Below are 18,124 nucleotides of genomic sequence, written 5' to 3' on the forward strand. Positions count from 1 at the left end.
AATTTTCACGAGCAATTCTTATGGCTGTTTTTTCTGTGATTTCGGGTCGAGCAAAATGCGAACCGGCCCACCACAGCTGTCCAGCTTTGCCTGTCCGGTGTTCATGAACACCGTCAGCTTACAGCCGGTGAAAACGTTTTTGCCTTCAGATAGCACCACCTGCTTGCCCGACAGGATAAAGGTCTGGGCTGCCATGTCGAACTCGCCATGATCGGCCGTTGCTTCCTGTGTGCCGGAATTCAGGTACACCGTGTTATCGACGAAAATCTTTTCGATATCGGCATTACCGCTGGTGAGCGACGATCCTTCACCCTTGTAAAGCACGGTCATCTTGCCGGCCTTCAAGGTTGTAGTTCCCTGAACAACTTTCACATTGCCTGTGAAGTAGGCTTTGCGCTCCTGGTCCTGAATTTCCAACTGATCGCTTTCAATGGCAATCGGTTGGTCGTTGGAGAGCTTCAGCCCCTCCATCTGGCTCGTTGTGTTTTGCGCGGAGGCAGTTCCTGCCAGCGTCAAAACCGCAGCCGAGCCGGACAGCAGCGCGAGGATTGGGAAAATCGAACAACGTAAGGATCGTGACATCGGGTCGGGCTTTCAATTTTCAGCTTGTTGTATGGTCGATGCAGCGAGCCGTGCCCGAACCTGCCCCGAAAAAATTATTGTTCTGCCATTATCTGCGATCTGCATGCTTTGTGCAACAATCGAACCATCTTTGGTAGTAATGTCTACCGCTTCACTCGTTTGCATCTTGCCAGCACGCAAATCAACATCTGCAGATTGGAATTTTGCCTTGATGCCGTTGGTCATATTGATCTCGAACGGCGCAGTCATTTGCATCTTGTTGGTGTTGCGGTCAAACACGCCGCCGCTTGCTGTTACCTTAGCCACAATATCGTTCATGGGAACGGCGGCAAGCACATTTTCAAGTGTCATCAAATTTGGGCTGGCAATGTCCTGCAAGGCACGATCGGCGGTCATCGAATAGGCGATACCATCATCATTTCGACCCGCAACAGCCGGTTTTTCCATGACGATCTTGCCGTTTTCAATCGTCGCGCTCTCTACCGATACGTCAGCTGGCCACCAGGCCTTGATCAGCGACACACCAATAAAAACCATGGAAATCAGCAGAGCAGCAGCCGGAAGAATGATTTTCAGCCGGCGAACGCGCGAAGAATGTCGCATAGCAGTGCCATAGGCTGCGCCACCATCGGTGGGCACAGACGCAAGTGCTGGCGATTCGCGTAGCTTGTCGAGCATTCCTTAGATGTCCCGGGTAAAAGCGGACAGGATACCATAAATCCGGGTCGGCCTTTGTGTTTCAACGTTTGTCTTTGGCATGTGCGAAAGGTTCTGCCAATATGGTTTTTTATGCGTGCCATACAAGTAGGGCGTGATTTTTACCGAAAACAGGCTTTTTTATTTGTTTCCCGTGAGCGGCAATATAAAACCGGCTGTAACGCAAATAGTGTTAAGCCTTCGCTAGACCTCATCAAGGGACGTGAAAAAATGGATCGCATGGCAATCGCTGACAGGCGGCAATTACGCCGTAAGTTGACATTCTGGCGTGTTGCAGCGGTACTTCTTCTTATAGCAGCCTGCTTTACCGCATATCGCATGGTTTACACTCCAAGCTCAAAATCCGGCTCGGCGCATGTTGCCCGTGTTGAGATTTCCGGTTTGATTCGTGACGATACGGAACTGCTGGAACGGCTGGACAAGATTGCCAAGAGCGACAATGCCAAGGCGCTTATCGTTTCCATTTCCTCGCCCGGCGGCACGACCTATGGCGGCGAACGCATCTTCAAGGCAATTCGCGCCGTGTCTGACAAGAAGCCGGTTGTCGCTGACGTCCGCACTCTTGCAGCATCTGCTGGTTACATGATCGCCAGTGCCGGTGACGTTATCGTAGCTGGTGAAACATCGATCACCGGTTCCATCGGCGTTATTTTCCAGTATCCACAGGTAGGCCCACTTCTTGATAAGCTCGGCGTGTCCTTGCAGGAAATCAAATCGACGCCGTTGAAGGCAGAGCCGTCACCGTTCCATGAGCCGCCTGAAGAGGCGAAAACCATGATCCGAAGCATGATCATGGATACCTATGACTGGTTTGTTGATCTGGTTGCCGATCGTCGCAAACTGTCCCGCGAGGAGGTTCTGAAACTCGCAGATGGCTCGATCTTTACCGGTCGGCAGGCGCTGGCCGTGAAGCTTGTGGACCGTTTGGGTGGCGATGAAGAGATTCGCGCTTACCTTAAAGAGCGTGGTATAGACGAAAATCTGCCGGTCGCTGACTGGCGCGCGCCGTCATCATCCACGCCATTTTCACTTCTCGGGTTGGCAAAAGTTGCCAGAATGCTCGGATATGAGGATTTTCTGCCACTTGCAGGGGCCGCAAGCGAGGCAACCGACAAGTTGTTTCTTGACGGTCTCGTTTCGGTTTGGCAGGTTGAGCCACACTAAAAAGCCAATTCTTTCAGGGGGCAGTCGTGATTAAGTCTGAACTGGTGCAGATTGTTGCTGCGCGTAATCCGCACCTTTATCACCGTGACGTGGAAAACATCGTCAACGCGGTTCTTGACGAAATCACGGATGCTCTGGCGGGTGGAAACCGCGTTGAACTGCGTGGCTTCGGCGCCTTTTCGGTTAAAAACCGTCCTTCTCGTTCCGGACGCAACCCACGTACAGGTGAATCGGTTTTCGTTGAAGAAAAGTGGGTTCCTTTCTTTAAAACCGGCAAGGAACTGCGTGAGCGCCTGAACCCTGGTATGGGCGATGTCGAAGACGACGACGAAGATTGAGTTTGTGAGGATGCCGCTGGGTGGTTTCATCCTTTGCGCATCATGATGAAAAGCATGAACGGAGTACCCCATGTCGAAAAAGATCATCAACCTTCTGGTTCTGGTTCCGCTGGGTATCGTGCTGATCGTCCTGTCCGTTGCCAATCGCCAGTCGGTTACGCTGGCGCTTAATCCGTTCCGGCCGGAAGACAGCGTTTTGTCTTTCTCCGCACCGTTTTTTGTTTTCCTGTTTCTCGCCGTTATTTTCGGTATTCTCGTAGGCTCGGCGGCAACCTGGGTCACACAGGGCAAACATCGCAAGCGTGCGCGTGTTGAGGCGAAGGAAGCCAATCGTTGGCATGCCGAAGCGGACCGCCAGAAGGCTGTCGCCGCCCGCGCAACCGTCGTTCATTCAGACGCCCAGCTGCCAGCCAAGTGAACGCTGGCGCGAATTAACGCCTTTTCTATCGCTGTTTTTCGTGCAATCGCGCTGAGGCCTTTGCCACGCGCCACACTGATGCTATTGGCTTTGGCAAGACAAAATAGCCTGAAATGGGAAAACTTCCGTTGAAGAAAAAAGATAACCGGTCCGGTGGCAAGAATTTTGCCGGACAGGATAAAAAACAATCCCGCCCGGTCCGCCCGGAAAAATCCGCATCCTCCAGGGAGCGCGGGCAAACGCAGCGCCGCCAGGAGGACACTCGGCCTGCCAGACCCGCTGTGGCGTCAAAAGACAAGATTGCGCAAAAGGATGTTGCTGCTGCATCCGCGGCACCCATCCCGCAGCGTAGCCTGATGAACCGCACCGGTGAACGCCCTGTAGAACAGGTGCCGGTCATTCTGGAATCGACCGGTGCCGGTGATTTCCACCTGATCGATAGCGGTAATGGCCTGAAGCTTGAGCAATATGGTGAATACCGTATCGTCAGACCGGAAGCGCAAGCGCTGTGGCGGCCAAATCTTGACCCGCGTGTCTGGGAAAATGTCGACGCTGTCTTTACCGGCGACACCGACGAAGACGGTATGGGACGCTGGCGTTTCCCGAAGGCGGCTCTTGGTGAAACCTGGCCGCTGTCGCTGCTGGGCGTCGATTTTCTCGGACGGTTCACGGCATTTCGCCATGTTGGCGTGTTCCCGGAGCAAATCGTGCATTGGCAGTGGTTGAAACATGCCGTTGAAAATGCAGGCCGTCCGGTCAAGGTTCTGAACCTCTTCGGTTATACCGGCGTTGCCTCCCTTGTTGCCGCCGCTGCTGGCGCAGAAGTAACCCACGTCGATGCGTCAAAAAAGGCGATCAACTGGGCAAAGGAAAACCAGGCACTTGCCGGACTTGAAAAAGCGCCAATCCGCTGGATTTGCGAAGATGCCATGAAGTTCATTCAGCGCGAAGAGCGCCGTGGCAGCACCTACGATATCATTCTGACGGACCCGCCGAAGTTCGGTCGTGGTACCAATGGTGAGGTGTGGCAGCTTTTCGACCACCTGCCGCTGATGCTGGATATCTGCCGTGAAATCCTGTCACCAAAGGCATTAGGCCTTGTTCTCACGGCCTATTCGATCCGCGCCAGTTTCTATTCCACCCATGAGCTGCTGATGGATATCATGCGCGGGGCCGGTGGAACGATTGCCTCCGGCGAACTCGTTATTCGTGAAGCGGGGCTTGATGGCAAAACGCCGGGTCGTGCTCTGTCTACATCCCTGTTTAGCCGGTGGGAGCCGAAATGAGTAAGGACTATCAAGCCGGAACACCGCGGCGCGTTGGCCAGGTGAAGGAAGTCACCAGCCTGACCAATCCCATCGTCAAGGATATCAAGGCGCTGACCCAGAAAAAAGGTCGCGAAGAGAGCGGTACCTTCATGGCGGAAGGCCTGAAGCTGGTCATCGACGCATTGGAGTTGGGCTGGACAATCCGCACGCTCGTCTATGCCAAGGCTGCCAAGGGCAAGCCTCTGGTGGAAAAGGTTGCGACAAAAACAGTTGCGTCAGGCGGACTGGTTCTGGAAGTCAGCGAGAAGGTTATTTCTTCGATCACCCGTCGCGATAATCCACAAATGGTCGTTGGTATCTTCGAGCAGAAATGGCGCGCGCTGCGCGATATTCAGCCATCGGAAAGCCAGACCTTCGTGGCGCTCGACAGAGTGCGCGATCCCGGCAATCTCGGAACGATTATCCGCACCGCTGATGCGGCTGGCGCATCCGGCGTTATCCTGATTGGCGATTGCACGGATCCGTTTTCGCTGGAAACGGTGCGTGCAACCATGGGCTCCGTGTTTGCTGTTCCTGTTACCAGGGCCAGCGTCGACGAGTTCTTGCAATGGAAAAAGCAGTCCGGCGTCAATCTTGTCGCCACGCATCTGGCCGGCTCGGTCGATTACCGGACCATTGCGTACAAGGGCAAGCCGGTTGTGCTGATGATGGGCAACGAACAGTCCGGTCTGCCAGAGGAACTTGCCTCCAAGGCGGATCGTCTGGCGCGTATTCCCCAGCAAGGTAGGGCGGATTCACTCAACCTTGCGGTGGCAACAGCCGTGATGCTTTTTGAAGCGCGGCGACATCTGCTTGATCTGGAGCTCCGCACGTAATGGAAAAAACAGGCATGTTTTCCCGATTGGTCCCGGCTTTGGCGCTCATTGTCTCATTGCTGGTTATCGACCAGATCGTCAAAACACTGGTTGAGCTTTATCTGCCTCTGCAGGAAATGGTGCCTGTTATTCCGATGCTGGCGCTCTACCGGACCTATAATCTGGGCGTTGCATTTTCCATGCTGTCGGACATGGACGGTTGGTTCATCGTGACCATGCGTCTGGTCATTGTGGTTTTTGTCATCTGGATGTGGAAAAAAACGCCCAAGGACCGCAGTTTTGCGCATCTGGGTTTCGCACTGATCATTGCCGGCGCGCTCGGCAATATCTTCGACCGTTTTCTGTATGGCCACGTCATCGATTACATCCTGTTTCACACGCAAACATGGTCATTTGCCGTGTTTAACCTTGCCGACAGCTTTATCAGCATCGGGGCGGCCTGCGTCATTCTGGATGAAGTTTTGCAGATGAAAACGGCCAAAGACGCGCAGAAAGATTAAACTTTTATCGTTTAGGCAAAGCCAATCAAAACCGCTGACATGGTAGAGATTGGCTATGAGCGACCCTGCACATCTTCGCAAGCAAATTTCCGGCGTCTTTGAGGATGCGTCTGCCCTGCAAGACAAGGCAGACGGCCGATATCAGGCGCAGACCGCGACCAATGCGGATCAGCTCGACCCAGCGGGTCAGCAGAGCAGAGCGCCGTTCATCTGGCTTGCTGCGGGTGCTGCCGTTGTTTCCACTCTGCCGTTTTTGTGGAGCGGCCTAGCCGGCTGGTCTCTTTCGCTCGCTTCTCTGGCTACACTGGGCGCTGTCGCGGTTCCGGGTTTGCGCGGGCTGAATAACTCTGTCAAAACCTCAAGTGACAGCCCTGATGTGCAGGCAGGCGGCTCGTTCTTGCCAGCCATCCATGATGCCATGGGTGATATCGCGGTTCTGCGTGGCATGGATCGTCGTATCATTGAGGCCAATGATACGTTTCGGGAAATGACTGGCTGCAATGCACCTGATGGCATGAGCTGCGAGGAAATTGGCGTTGCATTCCGTCCCGGCGGCAAGGCGCATTGTTACGACGTGGAAATTGCCACACCCTACGGACAGCGCATTTTCACCTGGCAGGATGCCGTGGTGCGTCTGGGGCAAAGTAACCGTCTGGTTATCCAGTCCGTGGCACGCGACGTGACGGATGAACGTCGGGCCTTGATGATGCGCGAGGAAGCACGGCAAAAAGCCGAAAAGGAAAGTGCTGTCAAAAGCAGGCTTTTGGCCACTGTCGCCCATGAAATTCGCCTTCCTCTCAGCGGTATTCTCGGCATGAACCACTTGTTGTCGCAGACAAAGCTCAATGATGAGCAGCGCAACTACCTTGATGGCACCCGCCAGTCCGGGCAGGCACTCGTGCAACTGGTCGAGGATCTACTTGATTTTTCGACCATGGAAGCTGGCCGTTTCCGCCTGAACCCGCGTGCGGAAAATCTCCGTCGGCTCATTGAAAGCATCGTCGAAATGCTTGCCCATCGTGCCCATGAAAAAGGCATTGAGATTGCCTCGACGGTGGCAGCCGATGTGCCGGAATATCTGGATTTTGATCCGGCAAGATTGCGCCAGGTGCTGTTTAATCTGATCGGAAATGCAGTCAAATTCACCACCTCAGGTGGGGTGTTGATCCGCACTTTGATGGATGGAGACGATCTTCTTCTCTCGATATCCGATACGGGTCCGGGCATGACCAAAACGGAACAGGCGCGGATTTTCGGAGAATTTGAACAGGCCGGCTCTGCCCGCCAACGCAGTGCGGGAACGGGACTTGGATTGGCAATTTCTGCACGTATCGTGCGTGAATTTGGTGGCTCCTTGAGCGTTGAAAGCGCCAAGGGCAAGGGCAGTGTCTTCATCCTGCGTTTTCGGGCCGTTGCCGATACCTCGGGTGAGGATGATGAAGCCCGCCGCACGATGCTGACCAAAAGCAATGTGTTGGTTCTATCGCCGGAGGGGATGACAGCAATGGCCGCCAAGGCGTCCATCCACTCCTTGGGCGGGCGGTGCCGTGTTGTATCGGATATGGCAGGCATAGAGGCGCTTGATCTCGATAGCGCGCGGGAGGACGAGGCGATCAGCGACATCATTGTCGACCATCGCTGTGCCACCCTGTTCGATGATATTGTCAAACGCTGGCCTTGCCTGTCGGAAAAACCAGTGCGCCGCATCCTGATGGTTAATCCCGAGGAGCGTGCAACCCAACTTCAGGGCGGTTACGACGCCTGGCTCATCCGTCCATTGCGGGAAAAATCACTCGCGGATGTATTGAGGGGGCGTCTTCGTGGCATGGAGCGTCGTGATGCCATCAATGACAACCAGCCCGGTTTCGGCGGTGCTGATATCGAACATCCGGCCGGCCGCAAGCCGATGGTTCTGGTGGCAGAAGATGATCCGGTCAACGCGCGTATTCTGCGCGCTGTTTTGGAAAAATCCGGCCACGATGTGCAATTGGTGACGGATTTTCCAGCGCTGCTGGCCGCCGCAGTCCCCGGTGCCGCCATTCGTCCGGACCTGATTATTTCGGACCTCAATATGCCAGGCGGCGAAGCCCTGGATGTTCTCCCGCATATTTGCCGGGAATATGCGCTTTGGCCGCGCGTACCGGTTATCGTTTTAAGCGCCGACACATCGGCTGAAACGCGCAAATCCGTATTAGACGCAGGTGTGAGTACGGTTCTGGCAAAACCGGCCGATCCCAAGCAACTGCTGGAGGAAATCCACGCCCTTTTGCCGCCGATGGAAAGCATGGTGCAGTAGGTACCAACCTTAAGTGGATTTCCCTCTCACAATTGACAGATGTTCCTTTTCGCCGCAGGGCTGTGTTGTCACTATTCTGTCGTCAATAAGTGATTTATGACAACCGAACTCAATCGGTGGCGGAGCGACTCTCCATGGTCACAGAAATACTGAACCGCGATATTTCCGAACAGGGCGCATCGGTCGCTCAGGTCATCGGCAAGCCGCAACGTGACAGCGGTCTTCTGGGCCGTATCGGTACATTGGAAACCCGCCTTGCGGTCAATGAACGCGAGGTTGATGCGGCCCAATCCGTTCGTTACCGGGTGTTTGTCGAGGAGATGAAGGCAAGCCTTCCTTCCGACGCCATGCGGCGCAAACGCGACGTCGATGCCTACGACGCTATCTGTGATCATCTTCTGGTGCTTGACCGCGCTATCGAAGGCGATACGGAAGACCAGATCGTCGGCACATACCGTTTGCTGCGGCAGGAAACGGCTCTGGCCCATGGTGGTTTTTATTCCGCTTCGGAATTCCAGATCGGTGATCTCCTGGAGCGCCACCCAGACAAGCAGTTCATGGAACTAGGTCGGTCCTGCGTGCTGCCGGAATACCGCACCAAGCGCACCGTTGAATTGTTGTGGCAAGGAAATTGGGCTTATGCCCTGCGCCACAGAATGGACGGCATGTTCGGTTGCGCATCGTTCCCGGGTGTCAGCCCGGAAAGCCATGCGCTTGCGCTGTCATTCCTGCATCATCACAACACGGCAAAGGGCGAATGGGCAGTCAGTGCACGTCCCGAACTTCACCGTGACATGGACCTCATGCCAGTCGAGGCCGTCCATGCCCGCCGTGCCGTGTCTTCCATGCCACCATTGGTCAAGGGCTATATGCGCCTTGGTGCGATGTTCGGTTCCGGTGCCGTTGTCGACCACGCCTTCAACACAACGGATGTACTGGTCGTGCTTCCCGTTTCGGCAATCGCCGGCCGTTACGTCAATTATTATGGCGCAGATGCCGGCCGTTTCGCCAGCTGACCTGTATTGATGGGTGCTTACCGCGCTCGAATAAAGGCTCGTCGCACCAGCTTCCTGTGGGAAGCGGTGCCGCCCATGTTGTGTTGCAAGGGGCAAAACCGCTAGTTTGGCCGTTCGTTTCCCGCAACAGACCAGATTGTCGACTAAGCCATTGATGGACGTTCATTCCCACGCCTCGCTGATATCAGAAGAAAGCCGTGCATCGGCAACGCCGATGATGGAGCAGTATATTGAGATAAAATCGAACAATCCCGGTTCGCTGCTGTTTTATCGCATGGGCGATTTTTACGAGTTGTTTTTCGACGACGCCGTGGCGGCATCGCGGGCGCTTGGCATTACGCTGACCAAACGCGGCCAGCATCTGGGACAGGATATTCCGATGTGCGGCGTGCCCGTGCATGCAGCGGATGATTATCTTCAGAAACTGATTACACGCGGTTTCCGGGTTGCCGTTTGTGAACAGGTTGAAGATCCGGCAGAAGCCAAAAAGCGTGGTTCGAAATCCGTCGTCCGACGCGACGTGGTGCGTCTTGTTACACCCGGCACACTCACCGAAGAAAAATTGCTCGTTGCAACCGAGTCCAACTACCTGATGGCGCTGACCCGCATCCGTGGCGGTGCCGAAGTGCAGTTCGCGCTGGCTTGGATCGATATTTCAACGGGCGTTTTCCGCCTTTCAGAGACGAACCTGACACGGCTTCTCGCCGATATCTGGCGTATTGACCCGCGCGAACTGATCGTTGCCGATACGTTGTTTCACGATGCCGAACTGAAGCCGGTATTTGATGTGCTCGGCCGTGTTGCCGTCCCGCAGCCTGCTGTTTTGTTCGACAGCGCAACGGCAGAAGGCCGTATTGCCCGTTATTTTGGCGTCACGACGTTGGATGGGTTTGGCAGTTTTTCGCGTGTGGAACTGGCTGCAGCGGCTGCGGCCGTTGCGTATGTCGAAAAAACGCAGATTTCAGAGCGACCACCTTTGGGCGCGCCGGAGCGCGAAAGTGCAGCATCAACCCTATTTATCGATCCTGCCACCCGCGCCAATCTGGAACTCGCAAAAACGCTTTCCGGTGACCGCGAAGGCGCATTGCTGAGTGCAATCAACCGCACCGTTACCGGCGGTGGTGCCAGACTTCTGGCCGAGCGCCTTCTGTCACCTCTGACGGATCCGGACAAGATCAACGCGCGGCTCGATTCGGTTTCATGGCTGATCGATGATAACGCAATGGCTGAGCGGCTGCGTGAAGCCCTGAAACATATGCCGGATATGCCGCGCGCCTTGTCGCGTCTGGCACTGGAACGCGGCGGCCCACGTGATCTCGGTGCCATCCGCCAAGGCCTTTCGATCGCATCCAGCATTGCCTCGCTACTTGAGGAAGGTCTGTTGCCGGAAGAACTGGCTGGCGCGCTCTCGGCCCTCAAATCCCTGCCAAACGGCTTGGAGGCCATGCTCGGCTCCATGCTAGCCGACGAAATGCCGCTGTTGAAAAGAGACGGTGGTTTTCTGCGCGACGGTGCCAACCCGGAACTGGACGAAGTCCGAGCACTGCGTGACCAGTCACGGCGGGTGGTGGCTAGTTTGCAGCTGAAATATGCCGAGGAAACCGGCATCAAATCGTTGAAGATCAAACACAACAATGTGCTTGGTTATTTCATTGAGGTGACGGCCGGTAATGCCGACGTCATGATGGCGACCGATGAGGCAAAGGCCCGGTTTATCCATCGTCAAACCATGGCCGGTGCCATGCGCTTTACCACCACAGAACTGGCGGATCTGGAAAGCCGCATTGCCAATGCAGCAGCCCAGGCCTTGACCATGGAGCTTGAGGCATTCGAGCAGATGACATTGGCGGTGGTTTCAGAAGCTGAAGCCATCAAGGCCGGCGCGCTGGCGCTGGCGGTTATCGATGTCGCGGCTGGTCTGGCCTATCTGGCGGTTGAGCAGGCCTACTGCCGTCCGGTCGTTGATGGCTCGATGACATTTGCAATCAAGGGCGGACGCCACCCGGTGGTCGAACAGGCGCTGCGACGCCAGTCTGTCGGTCCGTTCATCGCCAATAATTGTGATCTTTCTGCGCAGAACGGCGACAAGAATGGTGCAATCTGGTTGCTGACAGGCCCGAACATGGGCGGTAAATCGACCTTCCTGCGCCAGAACGCTTTGATAGCCATCATGGCACAGGCAGGGTCTTTCGTACCGGCCGAGACTGCTCATATCGGTATCGTCGACCGTCTGTTTTCGCGGGTTGGCGCATCCGATGATCTGGCTCGCGGCCGTTCGACCTTCATGGTTGAGATGGTGGAGACCGCTGCGATTCTCAATCAGGCGACCGAACGCTCCTTGGTTATTCTTGATGAAATCGGTCGTGGCACAGCGACATTTGATGGTCTTTCCATCGCATGGGCAGCCGTTGAGCATCTGCATGAAATCAATGCCTGCCGCGGTCTGTTTGCCACGCATTTCCATGAACTGACCGTGTTGTCGGAAAAACTTGGCCGACTGTCCAACGCTACCATGCGCGTCAAGGAATGGGACGGCGAGGTTATTTTCCTGCACGAAGTCGGCCCCGGTGCGGCAGACCGCTCCTACGGTATTCAGGTGGCGCGACTGGCTGGCTTGCCAGCCTCGGTGGTGGATCGTGCGCGCGATGTGTTGACACGACTTGAAGATGCCGATCGCAAGAATCCGGCAAGCCAGTTGATCGATGACCTGCCACTGTTCCAGATGGCCGTGCGTCGTGAGGACACCCGTAAAACCAGCGCTTCCAAGGTAGAGGAAGCGGTTAAGGCCCTCAATCCCGATGAGATGACGCCTCGTGAGGCTCTGGACGCGCTTTATGCGCTCAAGAAACAACTTGGCAATGCTTGAGCGCTAAATTGCCTGTCCATGACGCCCCAAAATCGCTATAGGCCTTTGCCATTACGGTAGGCTATGGCGACCCTTAAGCAGAATGGATGCAGGCTTTATGGCCCACAAGGAAATCGATTACTCCGAAATCCTCGACGTCGAGGCTTTTCAGAAGGAATGCGACGCAGTGTTTGCCGGAAGCGGCAAACCGCTTCTGGATGCACGTTCGCAACTATTGCCAATCTTCCGCAAGGCAAGCAACGATGGACGGAAAACGGCACGCCAGATTCTGGATGCGGACGGTGGGGGACTGGATTGTGCACGCCGTATATCCTGGTTGCAGGACCGTCTGATCGAGGTGTTGTACCATCTGGCGGTCAGTTACGTTTATCCACGCGATGCTGCTGAAATTACCGTGACCGCCGTCGGCGGTTATGGCCGTGATACGCTGGCGCCTGGCTCCGACATCGACCTTCTGTTTCTTCTGCCACCCAAGAATTCGCAGGATATGCAAAAGGCAGTCGAGTTTGTTCTCTACATTCTCTGGGATCTGGGCTTCAAGGTTGGCCATGCCACCCGCACGGTTGAGGAATGTATCCGCCTTTCAAAATCCGACATGACCATCCGCACCGCCATTCTGGAAATGCGCTACATCTGCGGCAAGATGGCATTGTCCGACGATCTGCAAAAACGCTTTGACGCCGAAGTGATCACCGGTACCGGGCCGGAATTTATTGCCGCCAAGCTGGCTGAGCGCGACCAGCGCCACCGCAAGGCAGGTGACACGCGTTATCTTGTCGAGCCAAACGTCAAGGAAGGCAAGGGCGGTCTGCGCGACCTGCACACGCTGTTCTGGATCGCCAAATATTATTACCACGTACGCGACGCCGCTGAACTCGTAAAACTCGGCGTGCTCTCACGCCGCGAATTGAAGCTGTTCGAAAAAGCAGATGATTTTCTCTGGGCCGTTCGCTGCCAGATGCACTTTCTGACCAATAAAGCAGAAGAGCGGCTGTCTTTTGATATACAGCGGGAAATTGCCGCCGCGCTTGGCTATCAGCCGCGTCCCGGCCTGTCCGCCGTTGAACGTTTCATGAAGCACTATTTTCTTGTCGCAAAGGACGTGGGCGATCTGACGCGCATCGTCTGCGCGGCGCTGGAAGACCGGCAGGCCAAGGCTGTTCCCGGCCTCACCGGTGTTCTGAACCGGTTTACCAACCGCGTGCGTAAGATTGCTGGCAGCGTGGAATTTGTAGAAGACCGCGGTCGTATTGCACTGGCCGATCCCGATGTCTTCAAGCGCGATCCTGTCAACATCATTCGTCTGTTCCACATTGCCGACATCAATGATCTGGAACTGCATCCGGATGCACTGCGTGTTCTCACTCGCTCATTGTCGCTGATCGATAACAAGGTGCGGGAAAATGACGAGGCCAACCGTCTTTTCCTGTCGATCCTGACATCGCGGCGCGACCCCGCTTTGATGCTGCGACGCATGAACGAGGCGGGTGTTCTCGGCAAATTCATTCCGGAATTTGGCAAGATCGTCGCGATGATGCAGTTCAACATGTATCACCACTACACGGTTGATGAACATCTTATCCGCTCTGTTGCGGTTCTCTCGGAAATCGAAAAGGGCCAAGCCATCGATACGCATCCGCTGGTCAACCAGTTGATGCCGATGATCGAAGACCGCGAAGCGCTTTACGTTGCTGTGCTGCTGCATGACGTTGCAAAGGGACGGCAGGAAGATCACTCGATTGCCGGTGCACGCGTCGCCCGTAAATTCTGCCAACGTTTCCGTTTGAACGTAAAGCAGACGGAAACCGTGACCTGGCTCATCGAACAGCACCTGCTGATGTCGATGGTCGCGCAGACACGCGATCTGCATGACCGCAAAACCATTGCCGATTTTGCCGACAAGGTACAGTCGATGGAACGGCTGAAAATGCTGCTAATCCTGACGGTCTGCGATATTCGTGCCGTAGGGCCTGATGTCTGGAACGGCTGGAAAGGCCAGCTTCTGCGCACACTCTATTACGAAACAGAACTGCTGCTATCTGGCGGTTTTTCTGAAGTTTCCCGTAAAGAACGCGCAAAGGTTGCTCGCGAAAAACTCTATGACGCGCTTACCGACTGGGGCCAGAAGGCACGTCGCAAATATACCGGTCTGCATTATGAACCCTATCTTCTGTCGGTCGATCTCGATGACCAGATACGCCACACAAAGTTCCTGAGGGCGGCCGACAAGGAAGAAAAAGCGCTTGCCACCATGGTACGCACCCACTCCTTCCATGCCATTACCGAAATCACCATTTTGGCGCCTGACCATCCGCGTCTTCTGTCGGTGATTGCCGGCGCTTGTGCCGCTGCCGGTGCCAACATTGCTGATGCGCAGATTTTCACGACCTCTGACGGCCGCGCGCTCGACACCATTCTTATCAATCGCGAATTCCCGATCGATGAGGACGAGATGCGCCGTGGCGCCAATATCTGCAAGCTGATCGAAGAAGTGCTGTCCGGCACCAAACGTTTGCCGGAAGTTATTGCGACACGCACTAAGTCGAAGAAAAAGAACCGGACCTTCAACATTCCGCCGTCGGTTATCATCTCCAACGGTCTGTCGAACAAGTTCACGGTTGTTGAGGTCGAGTGCCTTGATCGTACGGGTTTGCTGGCCGACATCACCGCGACCATTGCCGATCTGTCGCTCGATATTGCCTCGGCACGCATCACGACGTTCGGTGAAAAGGTCATCGATACGTTCTATGTCACCGATCTGACCGGCCAGAAGGTGATGAATGACAACCGTCAGTCCACAATTGTGGCGCGTTTGAAAAACATCATGGCCGACCCCGAGGATTTGTTGGCCGCAACCGGTGAGGCGGCCACTGTTTCCTCAGCGGAAGCCGCAAACAATCGCATGAAAGCACAGGCATGAGCCTTCTCAAAAAATTCGCAACGGTTGGCGCTGGCACGCTGGGCAGCCGCGTGTTTGGTTTCATGCGTGAAATGCTGATGGCTGCGGCACTTGGTACGGGACCGGTGGCGGATGCGTTTAACGCCGCATTCCGGTTTCCCAACACCTTCCGACGCCTGTTTGCCGAAGGTGCCTTCAATTCGGCCTTCGTGCCGCTGTTTGCCAAGGAAATCGAAGCGAGCGGCATGGAGGGTGCAAGACGGTTTTCCGAAGAGGTTTTCGGCGTTCTGTTTACTGTGCTGATGGCGCTGACAATCGCCATGGAGCTGGCCATGCCGCTTCTGGTGCGCACCATCATTGCACCGGGCTTTGTTGAAGATCCCGTCAAGTTCGATAACACCGTTCAGCTTGCCACCATCATGTTCCCCTATCTGGCCTGCATGTCGCTGGCCGCGATGATGGGGGGCATGCTGAACTCACTGCACCGTTATTTCGCAGCCGCCATCGCACCGGTTTTCCTCAATATCATCCTGATCGGTGTCCTCGGTTGGGCATGGTATGGTGGTCATGATCCGCTGGAAGTGGGTTATGGCCTGTCCTGGGGTGTGATGGTTGCCGGTGTCGTGCAGCTTGCCATCGTCTGGGTAGCGGTTCGCAATGCTGGCATGCGCATCGGCTTCCGGCGTCCGCGTTTGACAAAAAACGTTAGCCGGCTATTGATATTGGCATTGCCTGCGGCAATTACTGGCGGCATCACGCAGATCAACCTGCTGATTAATACGGCGATCGCGTCTGGCGGCGAGGGGACTATTGCTTCGCTTGCCTATGCCGATCGCGTTTATCAACTGCCGCTTGGCGTCGTCGGCATTGCCGTTGCCACCGTATTGCTGCCGGAACTGTCACGCGCCCTGCGTGGCGGCCAGCATGTTGAAGCGGCGACGTTGCAGAACCGATCCGTCGAGTTTGTCCTGTTTTTGACACTGCCTGCCGCAGCAGCCCTGCTTGTTATGGCAGAGCCGATTGTTCAGTTGCTGTACCAGCGTGGTAACTTCTCAGCCGATGCGACGGTCAAGGTCGCTGAAATTCTCGGTATCTACGGACTTGGCCTTCCGGCATTCGTTCTGATCAAAGCCTTCATTCCCGGATTTTTTGCGCGGGAAGACACCAGAACGCCAATGATGTTTGCTGGCATTTCCGTTGTAGTAAACGTGTCGCTGGCACTTTATCTGTTTCCGCGTTTTGATGGCGCTGGCATTGCCACTGCGGAAATCGTGGCTGGTTGGGTCAATGCCGCCATGTTGTTTGCAATGCTGGTAAAGCGTGGCCATTGGCAGATTGATACGCCGCTTCTGACCCGTATCCCGCGCCTGCTCTTTGCGTCAGCGGTTATGGCGACATTAATCTGGTTTGCCATGGGCTGGCTGCATCCCTGGTTGTCCAATGGGCATTTCGCCGTGCGGGCTGGCACCATTGCCGGTTTGATTGTCGTTGCCATGGTGGTTTATTTTGCGTTGGCTTTTGCCACCGGTGGAGCGCAGCTTTCCATGGTCAGACGCAATCTCAAACGGGGCGGTGCAAAAAATACTCCCGCCAAGGATGAAACAGCATGAGTGCCGATTTTGCGCAAAACCGCCGCATTGCGTTGGTTACGTTAGTTGTTGACACCTATGATCGGGCCAAAACATTTTACTGCGAGACACTCGGTTTCGAGTGCCTTGCTGATGAACCGCTGCCGGATGGCAAACGCTGGCTGGTGGTGAAGCCGAAAGGGGCGGATGGTTGTGGTCTGTTGCTGGCCGAGGCGGACGGTGATGAACAAATGCTGGCCATTGGCAATCAGACCGGCGGTCGTGTCGGTTTCTTTTTGAACACGGATGACTTCGCACGTGACCATGCCGCCATGCTGGCCAAGGGTGTGCATTTCCTGGAACAGCCGCGTCATGAGATCTATGGTTCAGTGGCCGTGTTCGAAGACCTTTACGGCAATCGCTGGGATCTTTTGGAACCCAGTCATTCACCCACTTGATTGCGCGGTGTTGCGGGTGCATAAGCGCCCGCGAAATGTAACCAAGGAGCAAGGCCCTCCACAAGCCTTCGAGGACACTCATGAGCGAATTCAAGAAACTGGTTTTTTCGGGCGTTCAGCCAACCGGTAATCTGCATCTTGGCAACTATCTCGGCGCAATTCGCAAGTTTGTGGCGCTGCAGGAAGACAGTGACTGCATCTACTGCGTCGTTGACCTGCATGCGATCACGGCACAGCTGGTGCATGAAGATCTGCGGGCGCAGACACGGTCTATCGCTGCCGCATTCATCGCAGCCGGTATCGATCCGGTAAAACACATCGTGTTTAACCAGTCGGCCGTGCCACAGCACGCCGAACTGGCTTGGGTGTTCAACTGCGTGGCGCGCATCGGCTGGATGGAGCGCATGACGCAGTTCAAGGACAAGTCCGGCAAGAATGCCGAGCAGGTGTCGCTTGGCCTTCTGGCATATCCAAGCCTCATGGCGGCTGACATTCTCGTTTATCGCGCAACCCATGTGCCAGTTGGCGATGACCAGAAACAGCATCTGGAACTGGCGCGTGACATTGCCCAGAAGTTCAATATCGACTTTGGTGGCCAGATCAAAAGTGCCGGCCTTGGGCTGGATATCGTGGTTGGCGAAGAGCCGGTGCACGCTTATTTCCCAATGGTTGAACCCCTGATCGGTGGTCCTGCGCCGCGTGTCATGTCGCTCAAGGACGGTTCAAAGAAGATGTCCAAGTCCGACCCGTCGGATCTGTCGCGCATCAACCTGATGGATGATGTGGATGCCATTTCGAAGAAAATTCGCAAGGCAAAGACAGATCCGGATGCCTTGCCGAGCGAAACCGAGGGGTTGAAAGGTCGCCCGGAGGCAGAAAATCTGGTCGGTATTTTTGCGGCTCTGGCTGATAAATCCAAGGCAGAGGTGTTGCATGAGTTTGGCGGACAGCAGTTCTCGGCCTTCAAACCTGCACTGATTGATCTGGCTGTGAATGTTCTGGCGCCGATCAATCTTGAAATGCGTCGTCTGCTTGACGACACCAACCACATCGATGCCATTCTGAGAGATGGCTCTGAACGGGCTGGCGTGATTGCGGAAAAAACCATGAATGAAGTTCGCGATATCGTTGGCTTTCTGAGGTGATAACTTGCCGCCCG

At 55.3% G+C, this 18,124-nt stretch carries 15 protein-coding genes; 13 read left to right on the forward strand and 2 right to left on the reverse strand.

Features of this window, described 5'->3' with window-relative positions; all coding sequences use genetic code 11:
• Positions 1-18: 18 nt before the first annotated feature.
• On the reverse strand, positions 19-582 hold the full coding sequence (locus PYL13_RS02110; RefSeq protein WP_192486636.1) for an LptA/OstA family protein: 564 nt from the start codon (positions 580-582) through the stop codon (positions 19-21).
• 12 nt (positions 583-594) lie between these two features.
• Complete coding sequence (gene lptC / locus PYL13_RS02115; RefSeq protein WP_192486637.1) at positions 595-1,260, reverse strand: LPS export ABC transporter periplasmic protein LptC; 666 nt, start codon at positions 1,258-1,260, stop codon at positions 595-597.
• A 249-nt stretch (positions 1,261-1,509) separates the two neighbouring features.
• On the opposite strand from lptC, the gene sppA reads away from it, so the two are divergent.
• The 13 genes from sppA (at position 1,510) to trpS (ending at position 18,110) form a co-directional block, all read left to right on the forward strand.
• Positions 1,510-2,463, forward strand: a complete 954-nt coding sequence (sppA, locus tag PYL13_RS02120) for a signal peptide peptidase SppA (protein WP_275640362.1) — start codon at positions 1,510-1,512, stop codon at positions 2,461-2,463.
• Positions 2,464-2,489: 26 nt separating this feature from the next.
• Positions 2,490-2,801 (forward strand): integration host factor subunit beta, encoded by a 312-nt coding sequence (locus tag PYL13_RS02125; RefSeq protein WP_192486639.1) that lies wholly within the window; start codon positions 2,490-2,492, stop codon positions 2,799-2,801.
• Between the two features lie 70 nt (positions 2,802-2,871).
• Positions 2,872-3,219: a DUF1049 domain-containing protein gene (locus PYL13_RS02130; protein ID WP_192486640.1), complete on the forward strand. Its 348-nt coding sequence runs from the start codon at positions 2,872-2,874 to the stop codon at positions 3,217-3,219.
• 128 nt (positions 3,220-3,347) lie between these two features.
• On the forward strand, positions 3,348-4,505 hold the full coding sequence (locus tag PYL13_RS02135) for a class I SAM-dependent methyltransferase (protein ID WP_275640363.1): 1,158 nt from the start codon (positions 3,348-3,350) through the stop codon (positions 4,503-4,505).
• The gene (locus tag PYL13_RS02140) at positions 4,502-5,362 is read left to right on the forward strand and encodes a TrmH family RNA methyltransferase (protein WP_192486642.1); all 861 of its coding nucleotides are present in this window, start codon (positions 4,502-4,504) and stop codon (positions 5,360-5,362) included. Before PYL13_RS02135 ends, PYL13_RS02140 begins: the two co-directional genes overlap by 4 nt.
• Positions 5,363-5,376: 14 nt before the next feature.
• Positions 5,377-5,862, forward strand: coding sequence for a signal peptidase II (gene lspA, locus PYL13_RS02145; protein WP_371815210.1), 486 nt, complete (start codon positions 5,377-5,379; stop codon positions 5,860-5,862).
• Positions 5,863-5,917: 55 nt separating this feature from the next.
• Complete coding sequence (locus PYL13_RS02150) at positions 5,918-8,158, forward strand: hybrid sensor histidine kinase/response regulator (RefSeq protein WP_275640364.1); 2,241 nt, start codon at positions 5,918-5,920, stop codon at positions 8,156-8,158.
• A gap of 134 nt (positions 8,159-8,292) precedes the next feature.
• Complete coding sequence (locus PYL13_RS02155; RefSeq protein WP_250983307.1) at positions 8,293-9,174, forward strand: GNAT family N-acetyltransferase; 882 nt, start codon at positions 8,293-8,295, stop codon at positions 9,172-9,174.
• 154 nt (positions 9,175-9,328) lie between these two features.
• Entirely contained in the window at positions 9,329-12,040 is a 2,712-nt protein-coding gene (mutS, locus tag PYL13_RS02160; RefSeq protein WP_275640365.1) for a DNA mismatch repair protein MutS, read from the forward strand.
• 97 nt (positions 12,041-12,137) lie between these two features.
• A complete protein-coding gene (locus PYL13_RS02165) occupies positions 12,138-14,960 on the forward strand; it encodes a [protein-PII] uridylyltransferase (RefSeq protein WP_312946690.1) in 2,823 nt (940 codons plus the stop codon).
• Complete coding sequence (murJ, locus tag PYL13_RS02170; protein ID WP_275640366.1) at positions 14,957-16,549, forward strand: murein biosynthesis integral membrane protein MurJ; 1,593 nt, start codon at positions 14,957-14,959, stop codon at positions 16,547-16,549. Before PYL13_RS02165 ends, murJ begins: the two co-directional genes overlap by 4 nt.
• Positions 16,546-16,965, forward strand: coding sequence for a VOC family protein (locus tag PYL13_RS02175; RefSeq protein WP_275640367.1), 420 nt, complete (start codon positions 16,546-16,548; stop codon positions 16,963-16,965). Before murJ ends, PYL13_RS02175 begins: the two co-directional genes overlap by 4 nt.
• Before the next feature lie 80 nt (positions 16,966-17,045).
• A complete protein-coding gene (gene trpS / locus PYL13_RS02180) occupies positions 17,046-18,110 on the forward strand; it encodes a tryptophan--tRNA ligase (protein WP_275640368.1) in 1,065 nt (354 codons plus the stop codon).
• Positions 18,111-18,124: the final 14 nt, after the last annotated feature.

The sequence above is a fragment of the Agrobacterium sp. Azo12 genome, from assembly GCF_029193765.2.
In the GTDB taxonomy this organism is placed as follows: domain Bacteria; phylum Pseudomonadota; class Alphaproteobacteria; order Rhizobiales; family Rhizobiaceae; genus Agrobacterium.

Bases quoted from the DNA above. Each gene is read 5' to 3' on its own strand.
- PYL13_RS02150 (WP_275640364.1), top strand. From the start codon at position 5,918: ATGAGCGACCCTGCACATCTTCGCAAGCAAATTTCCGGCGTCTTTGAG.
- PYL13_RS02140 (WP_192486642.1), top strand. From the start codon at position 4,502: ATGAGTAAGGACTATCAAGCCGGAACACCGCGGCGCGTTGGCCAGGTG.
- murJ (WP_275640366.1), top strand. From the start codon at position 14,957: ATGAGCCTTCTCAAAAAATTCGCAACGGTTGGCGCTGGCACGCTGGGC.
- lspA (WP_371815210.1), top strand. From the start codon at position 5,377: ATGTTTTCCCGATTGGTCCCGGCTTTGGCGCTCATTGTCTCATTGCTG.
- trpS (WP_275640368.1), top strand. From the start codon at position 17,046: ATGAGCGAATTCAAGAAACTGGTTTTTTCGGGCGTTCAGCCAACCGGT.
- PYL13_RS02165 (WP_312946690.1), top strand. From the start codon at position 12,138: ATGGCCCACAAGGAAATCGATTACTCCGAAATCCTCGACGTCGAGGCT.
- lptC (WP_192486637.1), bottom strand. From the start codon at position 1,260: ATGCTCGACAAGCTACGCGAATCGCCAGCACTTGCGTCTGTGCCCACC.
- mutS (WP_275640365.1), top strand. From the start codon at position 9,329: ATGGACGTTCATTCCCACGCCTCGCTGATATCAGAAGAAAGCCGTGCA.
- sppA (WP_275640362.1), top strand. From the start codon at position 1,510: ATGGATCGCATGGCAATCGCTGACAGGCGGCAATTACGCCGTAAGTTG.
- PYL13_RS02155 (WP_250983307.1), top strand. From the start codon at position 8,293: ATGGTCACAGAAATACTGAACCGCGATATTTCCGAACAGGGCGCATCG.
- PYL13_RS02110 (WP_192486636.1), bottom strand. From the start codon at position 582: ATGTCACGATCCTTACGTTGTTCGATTTTCCCAATCCTCGCGCTGCTG.
- PYL13_RS02130 (WP_192486640.1), top strand. From the start codon at position 2,872: ATGTCGAAAAAGATCATCAACCTTCTGGTTCTGGTTCCGCTGGGTATC.
- PYL13_RS02175 (WP_275640367.1), top strand. From the start codon at position 16,546: ATGAGTGCCGATTTTGCGCAAAACCGCCGCATTGCGTTGGTTACGTTA.